Origin of the sequence: Umezawaea endophytica (assembly GCF_025061645.1) — a bacterium.
Taxonomy (GTDB): domain Bacteria; phylum Actinomycetota; class Actinomycetes; order Mycobacteriales; family Pseudonocardiaceae; genus Umezawaea; species Umezawaea endophytica.
Window position 1 is genome coordinate 28,157 of sequence record NZ_JANYMP010000037.1, and the last position, 21,921, is coordinate 50,077.

At 69.0% G+C, this 21,921-nt stretch carries 24 protein-coding genes and 2 pseudogenes; 11 read left to right on the forward strand and 15 right to left on the reverse strand.

All coding sequences use genetic code 11. The features are described from left to right. Positions 1-65 precede the first annotated feature (65 nt). Entirely contained in the window at positions 66-299 is a 234-nt protein-coding gene (locus tag NZH93_RS51345) for a winged helix-turn-helix domain-containing protein (protein ID WP_372506995.1), read from the forward strand. Then, positions 296-1,480, forward strand: coding sequence for a sensor histidine kinase (locus NZH93_RS43710; protein ID WP_259629241.1), 1,185 nt, complete (start codon positions 296-298; stop codon positions 1,478-1,480). Before NZH93_RS51345 ends, NZH93_RS43710 begins: the two co-directional genes overlap by 4 nt. 256 nt (positions 1,481-1,736) lie before the next feature. Here the strand turns inward: NZH93_RS43710 and NZH93_RS43715 are convergent, their stop codons facing one another. From NZH93_RS43715 to NZH93_RS43735, 5 genes are all read right to left on the reverse strand, one after another. Continuing rightward, positions 1,737-2,402: a hypothetical protein gene (locus NZH93_RS43715; RefSeq protein WP_259629242.1), complete on the reverse strand. Its 666-nt coding sequence runs from the start codon at positions 2,400-2,402 to the stop codon at positions 1,737-1,739. Between the two features lie 361 nt (positions 2,403-2,763). Continuing rightward, positions 2,764-3,141 carry a DUF1707 SHOCT-like domain-containing protein gene (locus tag NZH93_RS43720; protein ID WP_259629243.1) on the reverse strand — a complete coding sequence of 126 codons (378 nt, stop codon included), beginning with the start codon at positions 3,139-3,141 and terminating at the stop codon, positions 2,764-2,766. After that, on the reverse strand, positions 3,138-3,872 hold the full coding sequence (locus tag NZH93_RS43725) for a phosphatase PAP2 family protein (protein WP_259629244.1): 735 nt from the start codon (positions 3,870-3,872) through the stop codon (positions 3,138-3,140). Before NZH93_RS43725 ends, NZH93_RS43720 begins: the two co-directional genes overlap by 4 nt. Beyond that, positions 3,869-4,261, reverse strand: a complete 393-nt coding sequence (locus NZH93_RS43730) for a hypothetical protein (protein ID WP_259629245.1) — start codon at positions 4,259-4,261, stop codon at positions 3,869-3,871. Before NZH93_RS43730 ends, NZH93_RS43725 begins: the two co-directional genes overlap by 4 nt. A gap of 44 nt (positions 4,262-4,305) precedes the next feature. Further along, positions 4,306-4,467 (reverse strand): hypothetical protein, encoded by a 162-nt coding sequence (locus NZH93_RS43735; RefSeq protein ID WP_259629246.1) that lies wholly within the window; start codon positions 4,465-4,467, stop codon positions 4,306-4,308. A gap of 44 nt (positions 4,468-4,511) precedes the next feature. Here NZH93_RS43735 and NZH93_RS43740 point away from each other — a divergent pair, with 44 nt between their 5' ends. Beyond that, positions 4,512-4,691, forward strand: a complete 180-nt coding sequence (locus tag NZH93_RS43740; RefSeq protein ID WP_259629247.1) for a hypothetical protein — start codon at positions 4,512-4,514, stop codon at positions 4,689-4,691. A 28-nt stretch (positions 4,692-4,719) separates the two neighbouring features. Here NZH93_RS43740 and NZH93_RS43745 read toward each other — a convergent pair whose 3' ends face one another. Beyond that, entirely contained in the window at positions 4,720-5,346 is a 627-nt protein-coding gene (locus NZH93_RS43745; RefSeq protein WP_259629248.1) for a TetR/AcrR family transcriptional regulator, read from the reverse strand. Between the two features lie 70 nt (positions 5,347-5,416). On the opposite strand from NZH93_RS43745, the gene NZH93_RS43750 reads away from it, so the two are divergent. After that, positions 5,417-6,307 carry an NADP-dependent oxidoreductase gene (locus NZH93_RS43750; RefSeq protein WP_259629249.1) on the forward strand — a complete coding sequence of 297 codons (891 nt, stop codon included), beginning with the start codon at positions 5,417-5,419 and terminating at the stop codon, positions 6,305-6,307. A gap of 443 nt (positions 6,308-6,750) precedes the next feature. Here NZH93_RS43750 and NZH93_RS43755 read toward each other — a convergent pair whose 3' ends face one another. Beyond that, positions 6,751-8,919, reverse strand: a complete 2,169-nt coding sequence (locus NZH93_RS43755) for an NACHT domain-containing protein (protein WP_259629250.1) — start codon at positions 8,917-8,919, stop codon at positions 6,751-6,753. Between the two features lie 533 nt (positions 8,920-9,452). Here NZH93_RS43755 and NZH93_RS43760 point away from each other — a divergent pair. Further along, on the forward strand, positions 9,453-9,887 hold the full coding sequence (locus NZH93_RS43760; protein WP_259629251.1) for a hypothetical protein: 435 nt from the start codon (positions 9,453-9,455) through the stop codon (positions 9,885-9,887). A gap of 127 nt (positions 9,888-10,014) precedes the next feature. Here NZH93_RS43760 and NZH93_RS43765 read toward each other — a convergent pair whose 3' ends face one another. Further along, positions 10,015-10,518: a MarR family winged helix-turn-helix transcriptional regulator gene (locus NZH93_RS43765; protein WP_259629252.1), complete on the reverse strand. Its 504-nt coding sequence runs from the start codon at positions 10,516-10,518 to the stop codon at positions 10,015-10,017. A gap of 74 nt (positions 10,519-10,592) precedes the next feature. On the opposite strand from NZH93_RS43765, the gene NZH93_RS43770 reads away from it, so the two are divergent. Further along, positions 10,593-11,489, forward strand: a complete 897-nt coding sequence (locus NZH93_RS43770; protein ID WP_259629253.1) for an alpha/beta fold hydrolase — start codon at positions 10,593-10,595, stop codon at positions 11,487-11,489. Further along, a complete protein-coding gene (locus NZH93_RS43775) occupies positions 11,479-11,952 on the forward strand; it encodes a VOC family protein (protein ID WP_259629254.1) in 474 nt (157 codons plus the stop codon). Before NZH93_RS43770 ends, NZH93_RS43775 begins: the two co-directional genes overlap by 11 nt. Before the next feature lie 261 nt (positions 11,953-12,213). Here NZH93_RS43775 and NZH93_RS43780 read toward each other — a convergent pair whose 3' ends face one another. Further along, positions 12,214-13,014, reverse strand: a complete 801-nt coding sequence (locus tag NZH93_RS43780; RefSeq protein WP_259629255.1) for an NsdA family TPR-like regulatory protein — start codon at positions 13,012-13,014, stop codon at positions 12,214-12,216. Between the two features lie 610 nt (positions 13,015-13,624). Between NZH93_RS43780 and NZH93_RS43785 the strand changes: the two genes are divergently transcribed. Next, complete coding sequence (locus tag NZH93_RS43785; protein WP_259629256.1) at positions 13,625-13,954, forward strand: hypothetical protein; 330 nt, start codon at positions 13,625-13,627, stop codon at positions 13,952-13,954. Between the two features lie 25 nt (positions 13,955-13,979). On the opposite strand, the gene NZH93_RS43790 is transcribed toward NZH93_RS43785, so the two are convergent. Next, complete coding sequence (locus NZH93_RS43790) at positions 13,980-15,419, reverse strand: alpha/beta hydrolase (protein WP_259629257.1); 1,440 nt, start codon at positions 15,417-15,419, stop codon at positions 13,980-13,982. A gap of 341 nt (positions 15,420-15,760) precedes the next feature. Here NZH93_RS43790 and NZH93_RS43795 point away from each other — a divergent pair, with 341 nt between their 5' ends. After that, complete coding sequence (locus NZH93_RS43795) at positions 15,761-16,498, forward strand: MerR family transcriptional regulator (RefSeq protein ID WP_259629258.1); 738 nt, start codon at positions 15,761-15,763, stop codon at positions 16,496-16,498. 24 nt (positions 16,499-16,522) lie between these two features. Here NZH93_RS43795 and NZH93_RS51350 read toward each other — a convergent pair. The 4 genes and pseudogenes from NZH93_RS51350 to NZH93_RS43810 all read right to left on the reverse strand — a co-directional run. Beyond that, positions 16,523-16,942: pseudogene (locus NZH93_RS51350) on the reverse strand (helix-turn-helix domain-containing protein); the annotation flags it as partial. Between the two features lie 61 nt (positions 16,943-17,003). Beyond that, positions 17,004-17,324 (reverse strand): helix-turn-helix domain-containing protein, encoded by a 321-nt coding sequence (locus NZH93_RS43800; protein WP_259629259.1) that lies wholly within the window; start codon positions 17,322-17,324, stop codon positions 17,004-17,006. 151 nt (positions 17,325-17,475) lie between these two features. Next, entirely contained in the window at positions 17,476-18,855 is a 1,380-nt protein-coding gene (locus NZH93_RS43805) for an amidase (protein WP_259629260.1), read from the reverse strand. Positions 18,856-19,140: 285 nt separating this feature from the next. Further along, on the reverse strand, positions 19,141-19,734 hold the full coding sequence (locus tag NZH93_RS43810) for a TetR/AcrR family transcriptional regulator (protein ID WP_259629261.1): 594 nt from the start codon (positions 19,732-19,734) through the stop codon (positions 19,141-19,143). Between the two features lie 71 nt (positions 19,735-19,805). On the opposite strand from NZH93_RS43810, the pseudogene NZH93_RS43815 reads away from it, so the two are divergent. Continuing rightward, positions 19,806-20,730, forward strand: a pseudogene (locus NZH93_RS43815) (NADP-dependent oxidoreductase). A 44-nt stretch (positions 20,731-20,774) separates the two neighbouring features. Here the strand turns inward: NZH93_RS43815 and NZH93_RS51355 are convergent. Further along, positions 20,775-21,260 (reverse strand): Imm1 family immunity protein, encoded by a 486-nt coding sequence (locus NZH93_RS51355; RefSeq protein WP_276025168.1) that lies wholly within the window; start codon positions 21,258-21,260, stop codon positions 20,775-20,777. 120 nt (positions 21,261-21,380) lie between these two features. Here NZH93_RS51355 and NZH93_RS43825 point away from each other — a divergent pair, with 120 nt between their 5' ends. After that, positions 21,381-21,896 carry a pentapeptide repeat-containing protein gene (locus NZH93_RS43825; RefSeq protein WP_259629262.1) on the forward strand — a complete coding sequence of 172 codons (516 nt, stop codon included), beginning with the start codon at positions 21,381-21,383 and terminating at the stop codon, positions 21,894-21,896. Positions 21,897-21,921 lie beyond the last annotated feature (25 nt).

Genomic DNA, 21,921 nt, shown 5'->3' on the forward strand with positions numbered 1-21,921 from the left:
GATCTCGGGGAGTTAAACGATGTTGCTTATCCAATGCTTATGTCCCCTTCCGCGAAACTGGGCGCATGCGGGTGCTGGTGGTTGAGGACGAACGTCTGCTCGCGGACTCGATCGTGGAGGGCCTTCGCAGGCTCTCCACGGCGGTCGACGTCTGCTACGACGGCGGGGAGGCGCTGGAACGCGTCGGGGTGCACGACTACAACGCGGTCCGGGTGGTGATGATGACGCTCCGCCGCAAGCTCGGCACACCCCAGGTGATCGAGACCGTGCCCGGCGCGGGCTACCGGTTCACGTCGTGAAGGAGCTGCGGCTGTCGATCCGCACCCGGCTCACGGCCTGGTACGGCGGGCTGTTCGCGCTGGCGGGCACGGCGCTGCTGATCACCAACTACGTGCTGGTCGCCACGCCGGACACCCTCGGTGCCGTGCGCGCCACCGAGGTGCCCACCAAATCCGTGCCCACCGGATCCGTGCCTGCGGTACCGGTCGCGCGGTACGACGTCGCCCAGACCCAGGCGTTCGACACGGTCGAGGACTACCGCGCCTCGGCGTTGAGCACCCTGCTGCTCCAGTCGGTCGTCGCGCTGGTGGTCACGGTCGTCCTCGCGGTCTGGATGGGCTGGCTCTTGGCGAGCCGGGTGCTCCAGCCGCTGCACTCGATCACCAACACCGCCCACCAACTCGGCGCCGACAACCTCGGCAGGCGGATCAACCACGAGGGCCCCGACGACGAGCTGAAGGACCTCGCCGACACGTTCGACGGGATGCTCGACCGGCTCACGGGGGCGTTCGACAGCCAGAAGCGGTTCGTCGCGAACGCCTCGCACGAGCTGCGCACCCCGCTGGCCATCCAGCGGACCCTGATCGAGGTCGCGATGGGCGCGCCGGACGCCCCGCCGGAGCTGGCGAGGCTGGGGAACCACCTCCTCGACACGAACACCCGCAGCGAGAAGCTCATCGACGGCCTGCTGCTGCTCGCCCGCAGCGACCGCGGCCTCAGCAGCCGGGAACGGATCCGGCTGCACGAGGTGGTCGCCGACGTGGTCGCGTCCAGTGCGGAACTGGCGGATTCACGCCAGGTGGAGGTGCACGTGTCGGCGTCGCGGCGGATCGTCGTCGGCGACCCGGTGCTGCTGTCCCACCTGGTCTCGAACCTGATCCGGAACGCGATCCTCTACAACAAGCCCGGCGGGACGGTCCATGTCGAGACCGGCTCCGAACCCGCGTTGCGGGTGGTCAACACCGGTGAACCGATCCCGGCCGAGGTGGTCCCCGGCCTGTTCGAACCCTTCCAGCGGTACCGCACCGAACGGTTGGTCAGCGAGGGCACAGGCCTGGGTCTCTCCCTCGTCCGGTCCATCGCCGCAGCCCACGACGGATCCGTCACCGCCCGCCCGAACGAGACCGGAGGTCTGCTGCTGGAGGTGAACCTTCCCGTAACAGACGTGCGCGCTCCACCGATGTACGGCAAGATCGGGTGACATGTATTCGAACATGTGTTCGATCGTGGTGTGGTGGCGAAGATGAGCATGCACCAATGGCAGCAGTCCGACGACGACGTACAGCGTCTGCGGCAGTTGGTCAACCGCACGCTGTGGTGGTGCCTCAGCGAAGGGTGGGAGCGTCCGCATGGCGGGTGCCTCGAGTCCTCGCGGGAGACCGTTCCAGGGCCGCTCACACCTGGGCGACGTTTCGGCTCGGTTCGAGTGCCACGTCGTCAAGTGGAGCGGAGGCACTTCACTTCCGGGTCACGCGGACCGTGTTGGACACCAGCGCGCCTGGCCACTTCTTCGTCGTCGTGTTCCCGGGCTCCATGCCGGTTGTCCAGTTCTCCCAGTCCCTGGGGGTGCAGGATATTACATATAAATGCCGAGTGGATCCCTTGTCCTTCGCCTGTCCAGGATGCTCGTAGGGGCCGCCGTCGGGTACGGAATCCGAATCCTTCAACTGGGGAGTGAACACGGATTCCTTGTAGCCTGGATTCTCGGATTTCGGAAACTCTATGACGAGGTGGTAGTTCTGGCCGTCATTCGGTGGGCAATGAATCGTCGCGGTGTAGAGGTAGTCGTCCTGCGAGACTTCCTCCGGGGCGCTACCTACTGCTCTGGGATCTCCGTCGGGACAGATGGCGACCGCTGGAGCGGGAGTGGCCGGAGTCGATGTCGCGGACATGATCGAGCCGGTCGGGGGATCGGTTTTCCGCCTGTCCGGGGGCTCGTCGGTGTTCTGTGGATGTTTTATGGCGACAATCGCGACCACGCACAAGCATGCGAACAGGAAGGCAAGGGGAACTCCTCCTTTGATTATTATTCTTCCGATGGTTCCAGACTGGATCGCGGTACGGAAGTTTCCCCACATGGAGTTGTCTTTGGATCCGTCGTCGTTACCGGCCTCGGTGCCCACGGTTCGATATCTGTCCCGCATGCTCAACCGTTACGGACTGGACGACTCGGTCGACGCCGACCACCTGATCAATGCTCGCCGAGCCCCGACTCGACCGCGAGCAGAACGCTCACCGCGACGACGGCGACCCCGAGCGGGATGAGCAACCGGCGCACGGAGGTCGTTTCGACAACGCTGGTCACGGAACGCTCCTTTCGTTGCTCCCCAACCAACTCCCTCACGTCAACCGGGGTCCGATACCGCTTCGACGGACTCACTATCGGGCGGGTCTACGCGGTGGATGACAGGGCGATGCCCGGTGCTCACCCGAACGCGGCCGGGGTAGTGGTCACCACCCCGGCCGCGTTCGTGGTCCACGACCTCACGGCTCGAAGCCGCCCTCGAAGAAGACGCCGTGGGCCGCCGACATGACGACGATGCAGAAGGCCAGCACCGCGAGCAGCCTCAGCCTTCGACTCCGCAGGTTCAGCGCGGTGCTTCCACGCCCCAGCAGCGCGGCGAGGAAGGTGCGTGCGCGCACGGCGTCATCACGCCAACCGGTGACCGGCGGGTGCGTCGGCGGCAGGTCCTCGGTGAGCACGACCAGTTCGTGCCGGTAGCGGGCGGAGTAGGCCTGGGCGAGGCGTTCTTCGACCTCGGTCATGGTCAGCCTGCCTTCCCCGGCGGCCTCGTGCAGGCGTGAGCTGACCTGCTCGCGTTCCGCGTCGGAGCACCGCAGGCTCGTGGTGGGGGCGGTCATGGTTCCTCCTTGAATCGGGGTGGACGTTCGTGGTGCCAGGCGTTGAACGCGGCGGTCATCGCGACGATCCAGGCGGCGCCGAGGGCGTAGCCCGCCAGGACGTCGGAGACGTAGTGGACGGACAGCGCGATTCGGGACAGGCCGATGCCGAGCACCATGGCCGCCGCCGCTGTCGTGGCGACCCGGCGCCACACGGGGGTCAGGCCGTGCCAGAACAGCAGGAGCAGCAGCGAGTAGGCGACGACGGCGGATTGGGCGTGGCCGCTGGGGAAGCTGAGGCCCGAGGCGTGGGCTACGGGATCGGCGACGGTGGGGCGGGCTCGGTGCACGATGGTCTTGACGACCTCGTTGAGCACCGCGCCACCGGCTTCGGTGACGGCGGTGAACGTGGCCAGTCGAGGCTTGCGCTGGTACAGCAGCCAGCCGGTGATCACCGCGAAGACGGCGACGTAGACGGGCGCCGAACCCGCGGTGCTCAACGCCTTCATGACGGTCGTGAAGGCGTTGTGGTCCAGGGCGAACCGGTGCAGGTCGTCTCTGGCGCCCTCGTCGATCGCCCGCAGCGGCGGCCACCGGTCCTGGACGAAGAACAGCAGCAGGCCGAAGGGGATCGCGACGAGTGCCAGGGAGACCAGCGCCAGCACCGATCGGATGCTGAACCTGGTGTCCGCCGGGACCGTCGAGTTCGCCACGGGTGCCGTTCCTCCGATCAGGTCCTGGTCAGCGCTCACCCTCGTGTTCCTGCTGGTTCTCGTGGTCGACCTGGTGGCTGTGTTCGCGGTTGTCGCAGCCGCGGGTCGGCGCGCAGCGCCTTCGAGATATGCCAGCCCGCGAGGGGGAGGCTGCCGAAGTACGTTCCACCCGCCACGCGGTGCAGGTCACCGGAGAGCGACGAGTCACCGGGCAGCCGGTTGGTGGGGAACACCGCGCACAGCAGCACCACCGCCAGCACGTAGAGCGCGCCACCGGGGTGGTAGAAGACGTAGTCGCTGACCACGTTCGCCACGGGGTCCACCTGGGACCGCAGGGCCACGGTGAGGTAGGCGGTGACGAGCAGGCAGCCGGTCGGCAGCGCGATGGAGACCCTGGCGAGGGACGCTGGACGGGGGATCGTGGCCACGTCGTTGACGATGCCTGGCGATCATTAAAGGACCATGAGGATCCTCAGGGGTTTGAAAGAGAAACCGACGGCAGGCCGATCCGCACCAGCGTGCCGCAGCCGTCGGACCGCCCGACCGTCGCCGTGCCGCAGGATGGCCGACAACTCCTAATTGCGCCGCCGGGAGTCGACTCGGCCTTCAGCACCGGTCCGATGTGCTGCTCCACCGCCGCCTTGGTGGCATCGGGTAGGTCATCCCAATCATGGCGGGTTGTCACTGGCGGATCCCGGCGCCGACGTGGCCGATGCCTTGGCCCGCTACGACAACGCCCGCCGACCCCGCGCGAGCCGTGTGCAGATCTGGGCGCGCCGGATGGGCGACATCGTTCACGGAGACGGTTTGCTCGCCACACTGCGCAACGCACTGCTGCAACGGCTCGATGTCGGCTGAAACTAGAGGGTGATCGCCATCGAGTGCCTCACCCCTCGGCAACCGCCTCCACGGCGGCGGCCTCGTCGCGCACATCCGGAGAACCACTGCCCGCTTGCCAGGCTGCCTCGATCATGCGGAACACCTCGTCCACGGCGGCCTCCGGGTCGTCCGCTTCGCGGCCCAGCGAGTAAGCGGCGATCACGAACCTTGCGATGGCCCTGCTGGTCGTCGCACTGCACCCCAGAGCGGGGTCGGCGGTGATGGCCGTCGCCAGCGCCTCCGCCTGGCGCAGCATCATCGACTGCTCGTACTCCCGCAGGGCTTGAGATCCGTCGATCATGCGCCACGCCGGTCCCGCGCCGTCCCCCGAGCAGTGCCGCACCATGGCGTGGACCTCGCGGCGCAGCGCGGGCACGAGTGGTTCGCCCGCGTCTCGCTCGGTGACCGCCTGTGTGAAGCGCCGCTGGAACTCGTCGTCGCGCTCGAACACCAATGCCTCCTTCGACGCGAAGTGGGAGAAGAGGGTGGTGACGGCGACATCGGCCTCGGCGGCCACGTCGCGGATGCCCACCGTCTCGTACCCGCGTTCCAGGAACAGCCGCATGGCGGTGTCGGCGATCTTCTGACGGGTCGCGGCCTTCTTGCGCTCACGGCGCCCTGGAGGCTCGGTCATGAGTCAACACTATCAGATACAAAACAATACCTGTTTCAAAACGCTCACTGTTAGTGTTAGCGTGGATGTCATGAAGAAGGTGAGCTTCACCGAGTTCGGCAGCCCTGACGTCCTCCAACTCGTCGACGCCGAGGAACCCCACCCAGGTCCCGGCCAGGTGCGCATCGCGGTGCGAGCGGCGGGCGTGAACCCCGTCGACTGGCGGATCCGCCGAGGCCAGATGCAACAAGCCCACCCCATCACCCTGCCCGCAGGCATCGGGCAGGACGCTGCGGGCGTGGTCGACGAAATCGGTGCCGACGTGGACGGGGTCGAGATCGGTGACCACGTGTTCGGCGAGGGCGCGGAGACCTACGCCGAGTTCGCGGTGCTGTGGGCGTGGGCCCGGATGCCCGACGGACTCGCGTTCGACGAGGCGGCCGGGTACCCATCCGTGGTGGAGACCGCGCTGCGCATCATCCGCGAGGTCGGAGTGACCTCCGGGCAGACGCTCCTGGTGAGCGGCGCGGCCGGGGGAGTGGGGTCAGCGGTGCTTCAGATCGCCCGCGACCGCGGCATCACGGTGATCGGCACGGCCGGGGCGGCGAACCAGGACTACCTGCGCGGCCTCGGCGCGGTCGCGACGACGTACGACGAGGGGTGGGCCGAGCGCGTGCGAGGGCTCGGCCACGTCGACGCGGCCCTGGACCTGGCCGGGGCGGGCGTGCTCCGCGAACTGGTCGAGCTCACCGGGGATCCGCGGAAGGTGATCACCATCGCCGACCTCGACCCGTCTACCGGCGTCCGGTTCTCCGGCACCGCCGGAAGCATGCCGGACGCGCTCACCGGGACCGTTGACCTCATTGGGCGGGGAAAGCTCCACATCCCGGTGGAGAAGTCGTACTCGCTCGCCGATGCGGCCGCAGCGCACGTCGACAGCGAAGCAGGTCACACGCGCGGACGACGGGTCATCATCATCTGAACCGCCTCCTGGGACGAGCACCCGAGTTCGCGCTGTCGGGCGCGGCGCCGCAGCAGGACAGGGATGCCGCCGCGGCGCCGCGGACGCTGGCTTCGACCACGACCACATGCTCGGCCTGCTCCCAAAGCCGGCCGATAACCCGCTGCCGGGTCCAACCCCATGCCGCTATGCGGGGAACGCCGACGAACCACCGTCGCTGATCAACCCCTTGACACAAACCGACTTACGCTGATGTGCGGACGTCGGTTGGTCTTGAATCAGCGGTCTCCGCCGTTGTGCGGTGTGGGGTGGTGCCGAACGTCGGGTGGTAGCTGGTCGCGGGCTTGAGGGGGCCGGTGTTGGTTGTAGCGGTTTTCGTAGGTCTTCAAGACTTGACGTGCGTGGGCTTCGTCGGTGATCAGAATGTGGTCGAGGTGTTCGCGTCGGATGGTGGCAAGGATCGGTCATCGTTGCCGGGCTTCGCGGTAGGTGCGGGCCAGGTGTTCCTGGAGCCGGGCGTGGCGGAACTGGTAGGCGGCTCCCGATTGGCGCAGCACGCCCAGTCGATGAGCGTCGCGGAGGAAAGCCACCACGGCCCACGGCATCCGACCGGTCAACGGCAGCCACACCCGTGCCAGGACCAGCCACTGGCCCCACGCGGTCGCGCTGACGACGTAGCCGATACCGCCCCCGAGTCCGGCGACGATCCCGATCATGATCGCGTAGGTGACGCTCCACTGGACGAAGATCCCGGTCCCGTCCAGTGCCACCGCGGCGAGCCAACAGGTCAGTCCGCTGCCCGCGCCGATGACGAGTCCGAACACGGGAACGACCACGAGCACCCGGAAGACCGCGTTCGACCGGCTCCTCACCAGCAGGGCCACGGGGCTGACCGCCGCTTTCGGGTCGAGTGGTGTCTCGAGCCAGGCGGTGAGCGCCGCGGCGATCCCGCCCCCGAGCGCGAACAGCGGCCCGTAGACGATGGTGTCGACCACGCCCAGGCGCACCAGCCCGGCGATCCAGCCTTGGCCGTCGACCGGTGCCACCGGGATCTTGCGCACCACGGCGAACACGACCCCGAACACCAGTCCGACCACGAGCCCCAGCCACAGCCGGGGAGCGATCTTCGCGTGGTCCGCTCCGGCGACCGGGGGTATCCGCACCCGCACCCGTGACGGCTCCAGCGCCGCGGGGAGGAACCTGCCCGCCGCCCAGTTCACGATGCCGAAGACGCTGCCGGCGAGGATGCCGAGGAGTAGCCCGAACACGCTGAGCGCCATCAGTTCGGAGGGGCCCAGCACGAAGTCGTCGCTGGGCAGGGCCACGCGTACGACCGTTTCCACGACCACCGCGACGAGCCCGATGAGCAGGCCGGACACCAGGACGATCGCCGCGGTCCCGGACCTCCTGCCCAGGGTCTCGCCCAGGTGCCACCAGTGGAGGTCGGGTGTCCGGAGTTCCGTCAGGTGCCGGGCGAGGTAGCCCAGCCAGTGTTCGGCGCGCTCGGGTTCCCAGCGCTTGCGGTGTCCGCCGGGCGTCGGGCGTCGGTAGACCGCGAGGGTGTAGTCGGCCAGCAGGTGCGCCTCGATCGCCTCGGGGGTGGGGAATTGGCTCGGGTCGAGCAGTTCCGCCGGGTCTCGGCCGGGCGGGGCGCCGTAGGCGGTGTGGGCGAGGGTGACCATCAACGGCGTCGACAGTGCCTCGGCGAGGACGGCGGCCGCACGGGTCCGAGGCTGGGCGCGGAGTTCGTCGAGGACCGGTGTCCATGCCGCCGCGCCGCCGGGCGGCACGTGCCCGACCAGGTCCTCGGGGGTCAACGCGACCAGTTCGATCGCGGCCGCGCATGACAGCGGCCAGGCTTTCGACGCCGCGGCCTCGTACTGCTCGGTGCGGCTGGTGAGCACCAACGGCACGGCGGCCGTGGTCAGCCCCTTGAGCGCGTCGCGGTGCAGGCCCACGGCGATCTCGTCGAACCCGTCCAGCACGGGCAGCACCCGGCCGGTCTCGACCAGGGCGGCGGCGAGCGACTTCCCGTCCGGCCCCACCGCGTCCAGGCCCGTGTGGTCGAGTGTCAGCCGGTCGACCAGCCAGTCTTCCAGTTCGATCACGGTCGGGTCCCACGACCCGAGGCTGAAGACGACGGGCACCGGATCGGTGTCGGCGCGGCTGCCCAGCAGTTCGAGGACGACCCGCAGCGCCAGCACCGTCTTGCCCGATCCGGGCGCGCCCAGCACCACCAGCCGCCCGAACCGGAGCTCGCGGAAGACACGGGCGACGTCGCCCAGTCCGCCTGCCGCGACGTCCGGCAGGGCGCCGCGGGCGTCCGTCAGCGCATTGGCCGCCGAGCGCCACCGAACGGGCAGCGCCACCGGCTCCCGAACCTGCCGCCGTGCTTCCTCGCGCCGCCACTGCGAGCGGACCGCGTCTGCCAGCCGATCGGCGGCCTCGGCCAGCAGAGCGGCCCGACCGGTGAGCAGCTCCGGTGGTGGCGAGTGGAAGTTCAGGCCGCCGTGCAGCGTCCCCACCTGCACCGCCGTGCCCGCCGACGCGGAGAGCACGTTGTTAGTGCTCTGTCCAACGGCGTCATCGGGGTGCGTTGGCTCGTTCGGCGGTTCCGGGTCGAGCGTCGCCACCAGTCGTACCTCCTCCGCTCGAACCGCGTTCCACGGCTCGACCGCTGTGCTCCGAACGTCCGCGCCATCACACCGCCGAACGGCCGCTCGGCACACCGCGAAAATGTGGTCTGAATGGCCAGGAAGCCCTTCGGTGAGTGACGTGACCCGTTGAGGTGATCCGGGACGTGGTTGCCTTTGGAGGCGGCCACGCCATGGTTCAACCAGCGAGGTCCCGTTAGTTATCGACGTCCGCGAGTGGGTGCGGCCGGGCGCTACGCCGTGAGGTCGGGTCGCGCAGCGGGGTGCTGTTGGGCATCGAGTGGTAGTTGGTCACGGGCCTCCACTGCGTGCCCGGTAGGGCGACGGGCAGGCGTGGCTTACCCGATCTTGACGGGGTTCGGTCGGCATCGTGTCGAGGGCGCCTTTCGCGAGGGAAGGTGGCCTTCGCCTGTGAGGAGGTGGGCCCTGGCTCTCAGACCGGTGTGGGCAGGCCATTCGCGGTGGGTGAAGGGGAACCGGATCGGGATGGCGGTCCAGCTCTGCGCGCTGCCGTGGCTGCACTGCGGCGCGACCAGCGCTTCGCCGATGGCGATGCGGGGCGAGACGAACTGGTGCAGATGTTCGACCAGGCGTTCTCCGGCGCCGAGGGGAGGGCGCGCCGCAAGCTCGACCAGTTGTTGGTGGCGCGGGCCAAGGCATCCGAGCGCAAGCTGGACCTGCTGGAGGAGATCCTCACGGTGGCCGCGGACGAGTCGGTGGCCGAGAGCGAGGTCGGCGGGCTGCTGCGGCGCGGGATCGGGATGGACCGACTGCGGGCGGCGCGACGCGATCCGAGGGACCGGGTGCAGCGCGACCACGGGCACCTGGCGCTGATCGACGCCAGGTTCACCTACCTGCGGGAGTTCGCCCCGCACGTCGTCGCCCCCCTGGAGTTCGCTGGTTCGCCGGGGTTCGGGGCCAGCAGATCGCCGGCCGATTTACGCTGATCAGCTCCTCCTCGCTGGACCCCGCCACCGTCGACGTGCCGATAAGGAGGAAGCGGCTCGGCCGCGACGAGATCGTCCACTCGGCTCCGTCCGCTCACGGGTGTGACAACGGCTTCCCCAGGGCCGTCTACCTAGTGGCCGCAGGCCCAGGTGGGTGCGATGTCGAGCCCTCCGACTCGTCGAGACCTGCTGTCATGACGTCGACCAGTTCGCGGAGTAGCCGCGTGAGCGACTCCGTCTGCTCGACCGGGCAGGCGGTGAGCGCGGCGTCCAGGGCGGACCCGATCGATGAGAAGAACACCTCCGCGTCGGCGTGCACCCGTGGCGTGGTGTGCAGGCTGACGAGTCGCCGGTCGCGGTGCTCCCTGCTGCGGACGACGTGACCGGCCTCCTCGAGCCGGTTGAGCACCGCGGAGGTCGCGTTGGCGCTCAGGCCGATCCGTTCGGCGAGGCGAGCGGGTGTGATCGATCCGCCGCCGCGCTCGGCGTCGAGGATCGCCACGACGGCGGCGGCGTCGGTGGGGTGCATGCGCTGCTGCTTGGCGAACTGCCTGCCGAGCGCCGAATCGGCCGCGCCGAACGCGCGCAGCAGGCCGATCATCTCCGCGCGGCGCTCCTGATCTGGACTCACGTCGTCACCTCCACGGCGAGATGGTACTACGCTGGAGTTATTCCACCATGGAAGTATCCTTGCAAAACCAGGAGATGATCGTGGCGACATCGCCGTCGACGACAGAGCACGTGCACTCCCGGGATGGCACCGGAATCGGCTTCCTGCGCCAGGGAAGCGGACCGGGCATCGTGCTGGTGCAAGGTGCGATGGCGGATGTGCACGCCTACCGGGACCTCGCGGCGGCGCTGTCGACGTCGCACACCGTCGTCTCCGCCGAACGTCGGGGCCGCGGCCTGAGCCCCCGCCCCTACGAGCCCGGACACGACATCATGCGCGACGTCGAGGACCTCGACGCGGTCATGGCGGCCACCGGGGCGAGGACGCTGTTCGGGTTGAGCTCGGGGGCGGTGATCACCATCGAGGCCACCAGGGTCCTCGGGCGCGTCGAACGCGCCGCGGTGTACGAGCCCCCGTTCTACCTGCCCCCGTCATACGAGCACGGCATCGACCGGGCCGCGATCGCGCGGCTGTTCGCCGCACTGGAGGCCGAGGACCTCCCCTCCGCGCTGCTCGACTCCCTCCTCGCCGCCGGCACCGCACCCGCTCTCCTCCGTCGAGCGCCCCGCCCCCTTGCACGAACGCTGGCACGTGCGGTGATCGCCGCCGATGCGCGGGGACGCGGCCCGGCGTCGACCTTCCGGGACCTGCTGCCGGGGGTGCGGTTCGACTTCCACGACGTCGCCTGCGTCGACGGACGCATCGAGCAGTACGCGTCCATCACCAAGCCGCTGCTGCTGCTCCGCGGCACGAGGAGCCCCCTGTTCCTGCGACAGGCCGTCGGAGCCCTGCACGACCTCGTCCCGCACTCGCGGCTGCACGAGTTCGACGGCCTCGGCCACGACGGACCGTGGAACGCGGGCGACCCGACCGGAGTCGCGGCCGTGATCAGCGACTTCCTCCGGCACGCGGGAGCACCGGATGCGTCTTGACCACATCAACCTCTGCGCATCCGACGTCCCCGCGCTGACGCGGACGCTGACGCGGCACTTCGGGTACACGGCGTTGCGGGAAGGCACCGTTGCGGACTACCCCGGAGCGCCGAACCCCGGAGCCGCGTTCTCCTTCCTCCTCGGGCAGGACGGTTCCCACATCGTCGTCACCCAGATCACGGCCGCGGCCGAAGACGTCTCGTCCTACCCGCCGCAGTTCCACTTCGGACTGATGCAGGACACGGTCGAGGCCGTACACGAAAAGCACGCCGAACTCACCGCCGCCGGGCACCGGCCCGGACCGATCAGCAGTGGTTTCGAGGTCCTCGGCGCGACCTGGACGGCGTTCTACTGCCCCCTCGGCGACGGCCTCGAGATCGAGATCAACCACCGCACCGCGTCGGCACTTCTGGACCGTCCCGCATCAGGATTTGACGAACCCGCACTATTCCGTCCCATTTGAACTCCGACGCCCAGCCGGGACCAGAGGGTATGCCCCCGGCGACAGCCAACATCGGCCGAAGCAGGTCCGGAAGGTTCTCGCGCCGTGCGACGGGTTCCGTCACCAGCCCATAGTCCAGGATAGAATGTCCACTCGCGACACGGAGAAGACCCGTTGCGCCCAGGTCTGAGGCTCGTGGTCGACAGGCGATGTCGGGGACCGCGACCGGCTCCGGTTCGGAGTGTTGGGGTTGGCGGCGCGGTGAACGGCCGCCTGGTGCCGTCAGGTTCGCGCTGCCACCAGGTGGCGGTCCAGGTCGCCGAGCACCTCGACGACCGTCGTGGTCGGGGTGGTGGCCAGTTGGGTGCGTACGGACGCCAGCAGGCCGAGGGTGCGGGCGGAGTGCACCTGGGGGAGCCGACGCAGCGCCTGCCGGACCTCCGCCGCCGCGAGGTCGAGCTTACCGGCGCGGGCGTGGGCCAAGCTCAGCCAGGCGCCGTGGCGCAGCGCGGAGCGCTGGTGGACTTCGTGTTCGTCGGTGTGGGCGCGCGGGGCGAGCAGGGTGGTCGCCTGCTCCAGCAGTGCGGCGCGGTCGGCGGCCGCGGCCAGGGCCAAGGCGTCCTCGTGCTGGCCGCGGGCGGTGGATTGGTTGGACATCAGGGCCAGCACGCTGGTGGTCAATGCGGGGTCCTCGGCGGCGCGGGCGGCGCGCAGGGCGAGCAGGTACCAGCGCTGCGCGCGTCCGTCCGCGGCATCGTCAAAGGCCATGAACCCGGCGGTCTGTGCCATCCGGGCCAGGGCGCCCAGCAGGCGCCGGGCCTGCGATGCGTCGTAGCCGGTGGTGCCCAGCAGGTCGATCAGCGTGGTGGCCTGATCGCCGACCCACGTCTCGGCGGCGCCTCCTCCGTGGCGGCCGTCGAGGTGCCGGGCGGCGGCGGCCGCTCGTTCCATCTTGAGGACGAACTCGTCGGTGATGCGTCCGCGGGCGCTGGCCTGGCGTGCCGCGGCGGTGACGCAGGCTGCGCTGGCGGCGTTGAGCAGTAGCGCTCCGGACATGGCCAGGACGCTTCGTCGGGTGGGCATCGCGACCTCTATCAGGCATGTCGGCAGGTCGGAGACTCACGGTAGGTCAAGTCCCTGGGTGGAGGGCACCAGCACGAGTCGGCGGGGTGTGTGCGGCGGCCACAGCCGTAGGTCGTCTTCTCGTGGACGCCCGTGCCGCGTGGTGCGGTGCCGAGGTCGTGCCAGGCGGCGTTGATTCTGCGTGTCAGCTGTTCCGGGCTCCAGCTCAGCTCCTCCGGTGTCTGCCTGAGCCGCAGGGCGTACTGCGGTAGCGTCGGCGCTTCGGCCATGACGCGCTCCCAGCGAGGACGAAGGGTCGGTCAGGCACGCTAGCGCGAGACTCGGGTGGTGGCTGCGGCCATCGGGCTGATGCGTCGATCCCACCGATCCCAGCGATTCGTCGTGCTGCGGAACTGTCCGGTGAGGGGGTCGTGGCGGCATCGTCCTGACCGCACAACCGACGCACCCGACACAAACTGTCCCCAATGGACGGAGGTTGGGTGTGGTGCGGCGACACCGGGCGGGGCACGACACGCACGTCGGCTCGCGACCGGCCGTGCCCCGGCCCGGACCCGGCGAACCGGGGCTAACAGGATGAACGAGGTCAGCAAGGGGTAGTGACGCCCCCGCCGTGCCCCTGCCGCGCTACATCGAGTTGGAGATCAGCCGCCGCTGCAACCGCACCTGCTCCTGGTGTCCCAACGGCGAGCAGCCCGCCCGTCACGACCAGGAACTCATGCCGTCGCCGCTGTTCGAGAAGATCACCGCCGAGCTGGGTGGCCTGGGCTACGGCGGATGGCTGGCCAACCACAACTACAACGAGCCCCGGCAGGTCAATGACGACCACAAGGATCGGGTCGCCGTCCATGAATTGGAGATCCGCCACAGGGACTGCCTAGCGCGACCCCGACGCTGCGAAACAAACCATCGGTCATACTGGGTGTCTGCGGCGTGCTGGTGATCCCGCGACAGTCGTCAGCTTGTGGTCAGCGGGTTTCCGCAGGGCAGAGCATATCGGTCGTCGGTCGCTGCCCCGTCACCAGGAAGTCGGTCACCGCGGTGTTGGCGCACCGGTTCGTCCCGAACAGGTAGACGCCGTGGCCGCCCTGGTCGACGGTGACCATGCGGGCGCGGTCAGCCAGCGCGGAGCGCAGCGTGCGGGCGTTGGCCAGCGGTGTGCCGGGATCGCGTTGGTTCTGCACCATAAGCACGTTCGACGGCCCGTTGCCGGTGATCCGAACCTGCGGCTCCAGCGGTGCTGTCGGCCAGTACGCGCAAGCCGAGATGTTCGCCGCGGCGGCACCCAACAGCGGCGACCGCAGCCGACCGGCCTCCACATCTACCTGGTAGCTCGTCACCGACCGCGGCCACGCCGAGTCGCCGCAGAGCACGGCGAACCGGGCAGACAGGAGGTTGTCGATGTTGTCCGGCGTCGGATACGGGACCGGGGCCTTGCCCTCGTCCAACGCCTGCCAGTCCTCCGCCAGGGCCGTCAGGTCCACGGAGTAGAGCCCCTCGAAGGTCAATCCCCGGAACAACGAGCCGGTGATTCCCGCGACCGGGGTCCGGTCGAGCCTGGCGGCCAGTTCGTGGAACTTGGCGGTGACCTGTACGGGTGTGGTGCCCAGCCCGTACTGCGGCCGGTCCGCCACGAACGTCGCGAAGTCCGGGAACCTGTCCTCCATGCCGCGGGCGAAACCGCGCATCGCGTTGATGTCGTAGCCGCCCGCACCCAGGTTGCTGTCCAGCACGAACCGGTCGCTGCGCCGCGGGAACAGTGTCGTGTAGACCGCGCCGAGGTAGGTGCCGTACGACGTGCCGAGGAAGGACACCGTGGACTCGCCGAGAGCTTCGCGGACGCGGTCCATGTCGCGTGCGGTGTTCGCGGTGGTGATGTGCGGGAGCATCGGCGCGGACTCGGCATCGGCGCACCGCTTCGCTTGCGCCTTCGCGTGCTCGGCTTGTGTCAGCACGTCGGCCGGGCCGTTGGGGTAGGGCAGGTTGCCGCGGGCGATCTGTTCCGGGGTGAAATCGCAGGCGACCGGACTGCTGTGCCCGGTTCCGCGCGGATCGAGGCCGATGACGTCGTAGGTGTCGAGCACGTTCTGCGGCAGCCCGAAGAGCTTGAGCAGTTGCGGGTGGTCCAGGCCGCCGGGGCCGGGGCCGCCGGGGTTGGTCAGCAGCACACCGCGCCGTTTCCGCGGATCCTTGCTGGGCAGGCGCGAGATGGTGACGTCGATCTTGCGACCGTTGGGGTCCTGGTAGTTAAGCGGGACCTTGAGCGTCGTGCACTCCAGGTCCGGGGTCGGCAACGGACCCGCCGGGCACGGTGCCCAGTCCAGCCGGGCGGGTGCCGAGGACGCCGTCGGCGCTACGACGGTCGCGCCGAACACCACGATGGCGGCGATCAGCAGGGTGGTGCGCATCGGATTCCCTCTTTCGCAGGGATGCTGGTCAACGACAGAGTCGGAACCGACCGCCGGGACGTGCTTGGTGGACAGGCTGCCCGCCTGGTGGAGAGCGGGATGGGGCTGAAGCCGGCGTGGTCCGTGTCGGGCAGTGAAAGCCATGCCGTAGCGGCACATGCAACACACTCCGTGAGTGATCTACACGACAAGCGGGAGGGCTGGACACGGTCAGCGACAACACCCCACGGTTCTTGGCTAGGTGACCGGGCACCACGCCGCGCCGCTGGACGTGCGTCCCGGTAGGTGGCACCCGCCCGCGAACCGTCGACCGATGCCGCAGAGGAATGGGGACCGCGCCGATGCCCTGGAGCACCCGAGAGCTCGCCAATCTCGCTCGCACGAGTCTCCGAACTGTCCGGCACTACCAGGAGCTGGGCCTGCTGTGCGCGCCACCACGCGACCCGAACGGCCACAAGCAATACGGCAGCGAGCACTTGGTTCAGCTTCTGCGGATCAAACGCCTCACCAACCTGGGGTTCTCCCTGTCCCAGGTGGCGACCGCGCTCGACGAACCTCATGACGTCCAAACGGCGCTGCTGCGGCAACTCGACACCGAGTTGACCCTGGCCATCGCCCAACTCGAACGAACCCGCGACGACGTCCGTGACGTCTTGCGTCTCGGTATCGCTCCGGACATCCCACCAGAACTCGCCCACGTGCTCCAACCCCGAGACCGCACCGAGCACGGGGCAGCGTTGGGCATCGTGGTCTCCCACCTGCTAGGACCCGTCACCACCGAGGTCCTTTCCGCGCTGGACCAGGAGCACGGCAAGAAGATGATCAGCTTCGACCGTGAGTTCGTCCAACTCGCTGCTGACGCCGACCCCGTCACACGGAATCGACTGGCCCGAACGGCGACCGAACTACTTACGGTTCTGCTTGAACACCCCGGCGACCATGCCGAGGCGCAACCACCACGCCAGGACGCGCACAGAAATCTCGAGCTCGCCGTGCAGGATTTCCTCAACCCCGCGCAGGCCGATGTCCTGCGCCGTGTCCGGGCCAACTTCGCGGGGTCGGGCGTTGATCGACCGTGAGCTCTATTCTCCGAGGTCCTGGGTCTAGGACCTCGAGCGGCATCGAGGCCGGTAACCTTGCGGCCGCGGTGGACCTTGGTGCAGTAGACCAACCGGCTGCGGTGTCCGGCGCGCACGCAGACCAGTCCGGCGATCGAGATCCGGCCGGATCCCTTGCCCTACAACGGGATCACCGGTATCCGCCTCCGGCGTCCACAGGTACGAGCCTTCGGTGGTCGCAGGGCCTGTCCGGTCTCGTCCTCGAAACAGATCCACGCACCCTTCGCCGCAGCTACGGGTTTCCCGTGGGCCACGCCTCCCACCGCAGGTGGTGACGGCGTCCTCGTTGCGTTCGACTGCTCGATGAGCGGGACCCTGCGGGGAGAAAGCCCTGCGGTGCAACAGATACGACACTCCACGCAGGGTGTATCGGGCACGGAACATCCGGGCGATCAGGTCGGAGACCCGTGCGAGCGTTGGTCCTCATCGAAAGCGTGCGCGGCGGGGCCTTGTTCCCCCGCTTGGGTCAGCCGATCCAAGCGGGGGTCGTCCAGGCGACAGGACGATCCGCCCGGCCCCTCGACGCCAACGCCGCCATGCCCTCGGCCCGCCATCGGCGACGCCAGACGTAGACCGCGTTGGTCGAGACCCGCGGCCGTCGGGCGGTCTCCGCGGCAGGTACGTCCCAGGCGATCCATTCCTCGGGGCGTTCGACGATTCGATCGAGTGGGGACGCCATCCAGGGCGGTCCGGACGGAGTCATGGGAACGACGAGTTGACGGATCTGCACGACGTCGCCGAACACCACGCCGTGAATCTCGTTGTGGATCCGAGGCGGCTCGGACATGGAGCAAGTGTGCCGGTGAACGGGAGGAGACCACAGATACCGTCAGGTGAAACCCGTCGCTCGCACACCCGCACAGGGAGCGGCCATGCGCCAGCGTTGGCGTTGAACGTCCGCACATGTGGCCTGGTGCGCGTCCGGGTCAGGTGCGCTGTCATGCCGAATTCTGGAGTGGCGGGCGCCGGTCGCGGACAGGGCTGACCGATTCGAGTCGTTCAGCCAGTGCGAGGAGGTCGTTGTCGGCCCACCAGGTGCCGATGAGCTGGACACCGATGGGCAGGCCGCCCGCGGTCGTCCCAAACGGCAGCGAGACGGCGGGCAGGCCGGTGAGGTTGAATGGCACCGTCGCCCGCATGACGTTGCGGGCCGGCACTTTCTCCCCGCCGACAACGTAACTGGATCGCGCATGCGGCGGCGCCGGGATCGTCACCACCGGGCAGACGAGCACATCGTAGGCCTGGAACCAGTGCGTGAACACCGACCTCAGTTGTTCCACCTCGCCTTCGGCGGCAAGGTAGTCGGCGATCGTGACGTCCGGTGCCTGGAGCGTCCGCGCGATCACCGGGTGCAACTCCGCCTCCCGCCCTGCCGTGATGCCGCGCAGGTAGGGCAGCATCTCAGCGGTGAACAGCGTCGCCGAGATCCGCGTGCAGTCGTGCTCGGCAAGCCACGGGACGCCGACCTGCTCGACCTGGAGACCGAGGTCGGACAGAGCCGCAGCCGCCGACACCACCGTATCGGCCACCTCCGGGTCGATCGGGCCGAACGCGTCGGTGGTCCAGCCGATCCGGGCGGGCCCGCCGGGCCGGGCGGCGGCCAGAGCGGCCGCGTAGGGGTCCCGCCCGTCGGGGCCTTCCAACAGCGACAGCGCCAGCCGCAGGTCACGCACGCTGCGCGCCATCGGGCCGACATGCCACCAACGCCGCAGCGCGTGCGGGAAATGACCGGTGCACGGCACCCGCCCATGGGTGGGTTTGATTGAGGTGATGCCGGTGTCGTGAGCCGGGCCGCGCACGGAGATCGCGACATCACTGCCCAGGCCGAGCGGCGACAGACCCGCCGCGATGGCCGCAGACTCGCCTCCACTGGAGCCGCCGGGGGTGCGCTCGGGGTCGTAGGGGTTGAGCGACCGGCCGGCGACCAGGTTGTCGGTCTCGGTCCAGTACGACATCTCCGGCAGGTTGGTCTTCGCCAACGGGATTCCGCCCGCAGCCCGCAGCCGCGCCACGGCGGTGGCGTCGGCGTCCGGGACGTGATCGGCGAACAACGACGATCCCCGTGTGGTCCGCACGCCTTCGGTGTCGAACGAGTCCTTGATCGTGAACGGCACGCCACCCAGCGGCCCGGTGCGCGGGCGAGCGGCAGCGGCGAGGGCCTGCTCGCCCAGCACGGTGACGAACGCGTTGACCCGCTCGCCCAGCGCCTCGATGCGATCCAGATGCGCCTGGACGACCTCGACCGTGGTGACCTCGTCGACGGCTATGAGGCGCGCCAGTTCGGTCGCGTCGAGCCAGACCAAATCCGCAGTGTCCATCGTCGATGATCGTAGTGATGGGAGCCAGCACCCATCATGGCGGCACCCCGAGCCGCGCAGCCAGTGCGTCGCCGGCTGTGTCGCCAACTGGACCACCGTCCACGGATCACCCTTGGCTCAGTGCCTTGATGTCGCGGTTGCACCTGCACCAAGTCAGCGCATTGATATGGAGATAGGCCACAGCCATCGACCACGGCCTCATGATCGCCGTCTGCTCTTGCCATGACCTGCACAAGCACCACACCCGAAACTCCCTCGTCCTCATCCTCGTCCTCGTCATCCGAATCAGTGATGCATCGGCAGTCGGATGGCCGGTGGCAGCGGGGCCGAGTCGGCGATCGTGCGGAACGACCGGGTGATCAGCGCCGCGAGCCTGCGCGTTGCCGCTGCCTGACCCGCGGGAGAACTCGCTCGGACACCGCGCCCAGCCTGCATGGCGAGGACAATGTCCTCCAGGACGATGTCCGCCCGCAGTTGGCCGCTGTCCTTGGCGCGGCCGATCAGCTCGAGCAGACCGCGCACTGTCCGGTCGCGGTGGGCGGTGAACTCGGCGCCGCGGGAGAGGCCCGCGAGGATCGCGTGCACCCGCGGGTCGCCGCCATAAGCGGTGACGAGCTTCTCGATCACGACGACCAAGCCTTGCCACGGGTCCGTGGCCGCGAGGCCCTCCTCGACCACGGTCGAGCACAAGGTCATCTCCTCGGCGAAGGCCGCCGAGAACAACTCCTGCTTGGTCGGGAAGCGCCGGTGGACGGTGGCCGTGCCGACCCCGGCCCGTCGCGCGATCTCCCGTACCGGAACGGAGAACCCGTCGGTGGTGAACGCCAGCCTGGCCGCCGCCAGGATGCGCTCGCGGTTGTCGTAAGCGTCCGAACGCAACTGACTCTCCTTGGGACCCACCACTCTCACTTTAGGCGGGCAGGAACAACACCCCGCTTACCGTCAGGGTCATGAGAGCAGTCGAGTTCGCCGAGTACGGCCCACCCCATGTCCTCCGGATCGTCGAGGTGCCACCACCGCACGCGGGTCCGGGCGAGATCCGCGTCGCGGTCCGCGCGTCGAGCGTGTCACCGGGTGAGGTGCACAGCCGCTCCGGAGCCATGCGAGAGGTGTTGCCGACGGTTTTCCCGGTCCGCACCGGCTACGAAGCCGCCGGGGTGGTGGACGAGGTGGGGGAGGGCGTGTCCGACGTCCGGGTGGGGGACGAGGTGTTCGGCGCGACCGCGCTCGCCGACCGCGGTGCGAACGCCGACCACGCGGTCCTCACCGCGTGGACGCGCAAGCCCTCGGTGTGGACGTGGGAGGAGGCGGCCGGCGCGATGGGCGGCATCGAGACGTCCTTCCGGGTCCTGGACCGACTCGGGGTGACCGCCGGGCACACCGTGCTGGTGCAGGGCGCGGCAGGCGGGACCGGCACCATCGCCGTGCAACTCACGGTCGAGCGCGGCGCCACCGTGATCGGCACCGCGAGCGAGCACAACCACGACTTCCTGCGTTCTCTCGGCGCCGTGCCGACGACGTACGGGCCGGGGTTGGTCGAACGGGTCCGTGCCCTCGCGCCGACCGGTGTGGACGCGGTGTTCGACTGCGCGGGCGGCGCGCTGCCCGATCTGGTCGCCATCGCCGGTGATCCGGCCCGCGTGGTCACGGTCGCCGACATCACCGCGGCCGCCCACGGCGTGCACCTGTCACACGTGTCCTCCGGCACGACCCTGGGCCCCGCCGACCCACGGCCTCGCGATCGCGGTCGAACTGGCCGAACGGGGCCGCCTGCGGATCCCCGTTGCGGGGTCGTTCCCGCTCGCCGAGGTCGCCGCAGCCCACGCACTGAGCGAGACCGGCCACGCCCGCGGCAAGATCGCACTCCTGCACTAAAACGAGTCTCCACGGCGGTGCCGTGGCAGGTCATCGCGAGCCGATCAGCCCATGCCCGCTGCTGCGGGCATCCCCACCATCAGTTGCCAAGCGGGCTGCCATACCTGCCACGTCACACCTGCCGGGCGGGCGCCGGGCCGGGCCAGCAGATCCGCCACGGCGTCGCGGACGACGTCCAACGGCACCTCGGCATCGGCGGGCCAGTCATGACCGGTGCCGAAGTACGCGAACTCCACGCCCTGCGGGTTGGCCCGGTCACCGCGGCTGAACCACTCGCCCTCGCCACGGTCATCACCGGGGACGTCACCGGCGTAACGCACCGCGCCCAGACCGGTGGTGGCATCGGCACCGATCACCAGTTCGTGATCAGGCCGGCCGTCGATGTTCTCGTCCACGGCGTAGATGGTCGCCGAGGTGTATTCCCATCCCGCCGCCAACAGTGCGTCCACGAACGCGTCGATGTCTTCCCGAGTGCGCAGCACGGCGGCCGGATGTCCATGCCGGTAGGTGGCCTTCAGGGCTGTACCCATGCTCTACCGCGCCTGTTCTGGTATAGGTCCTACTGTTGCCTGGCCAGTACACCGTGAGACGTTGCCCCGGCCGCAGAACGTGCGGCAAGAGCGTGTCACACGACCACTCGCCGTCTGATCATGGGTGAAGCCCTTGGCGGCTTGTACGCGTTGGAGCGGTTGGCGCAGGACAATCCCGATCAGCGGTCGACGGTGGTGCGGGTGTTCTGCGCGTATTTGAGGATGCCGTTCGAGCTGCCTGGCGAGCCGCCGCAGCCTGCGGTCGGGCCGGAGTACGAGGCGGCGGTGCTCGTACATCGCGAGCGGGTGCAGGAACGCGAGGTCCGCGTTGCGGCTCAGCGCATCCTGCGTGACCACCTGCGACCGGGAGACGGACCTCAGCCCGCGGCGACGTTCTGGCCCGACACCGACCTCGACCTCATCGGCTCCTCCCTGATCGACTTCGACCTGCAACGCTGCACCGCCCGGACAGCCATCTTCGAGTTGGCGACGTTCACCGACTCCACCATCTTCAAGGCGGCGACGTTCGACGCTTTCGTCGTCTTCGAGTCGGCGACGTTCACCAACTTCGCCAACTTCAGGTCGGCGACGTTCGACCATGTGGTTCCGCAGGAGGTGCGGGAATTTCTCTCTTAGACGGGGTGAACTAGTGCCCGCTGGT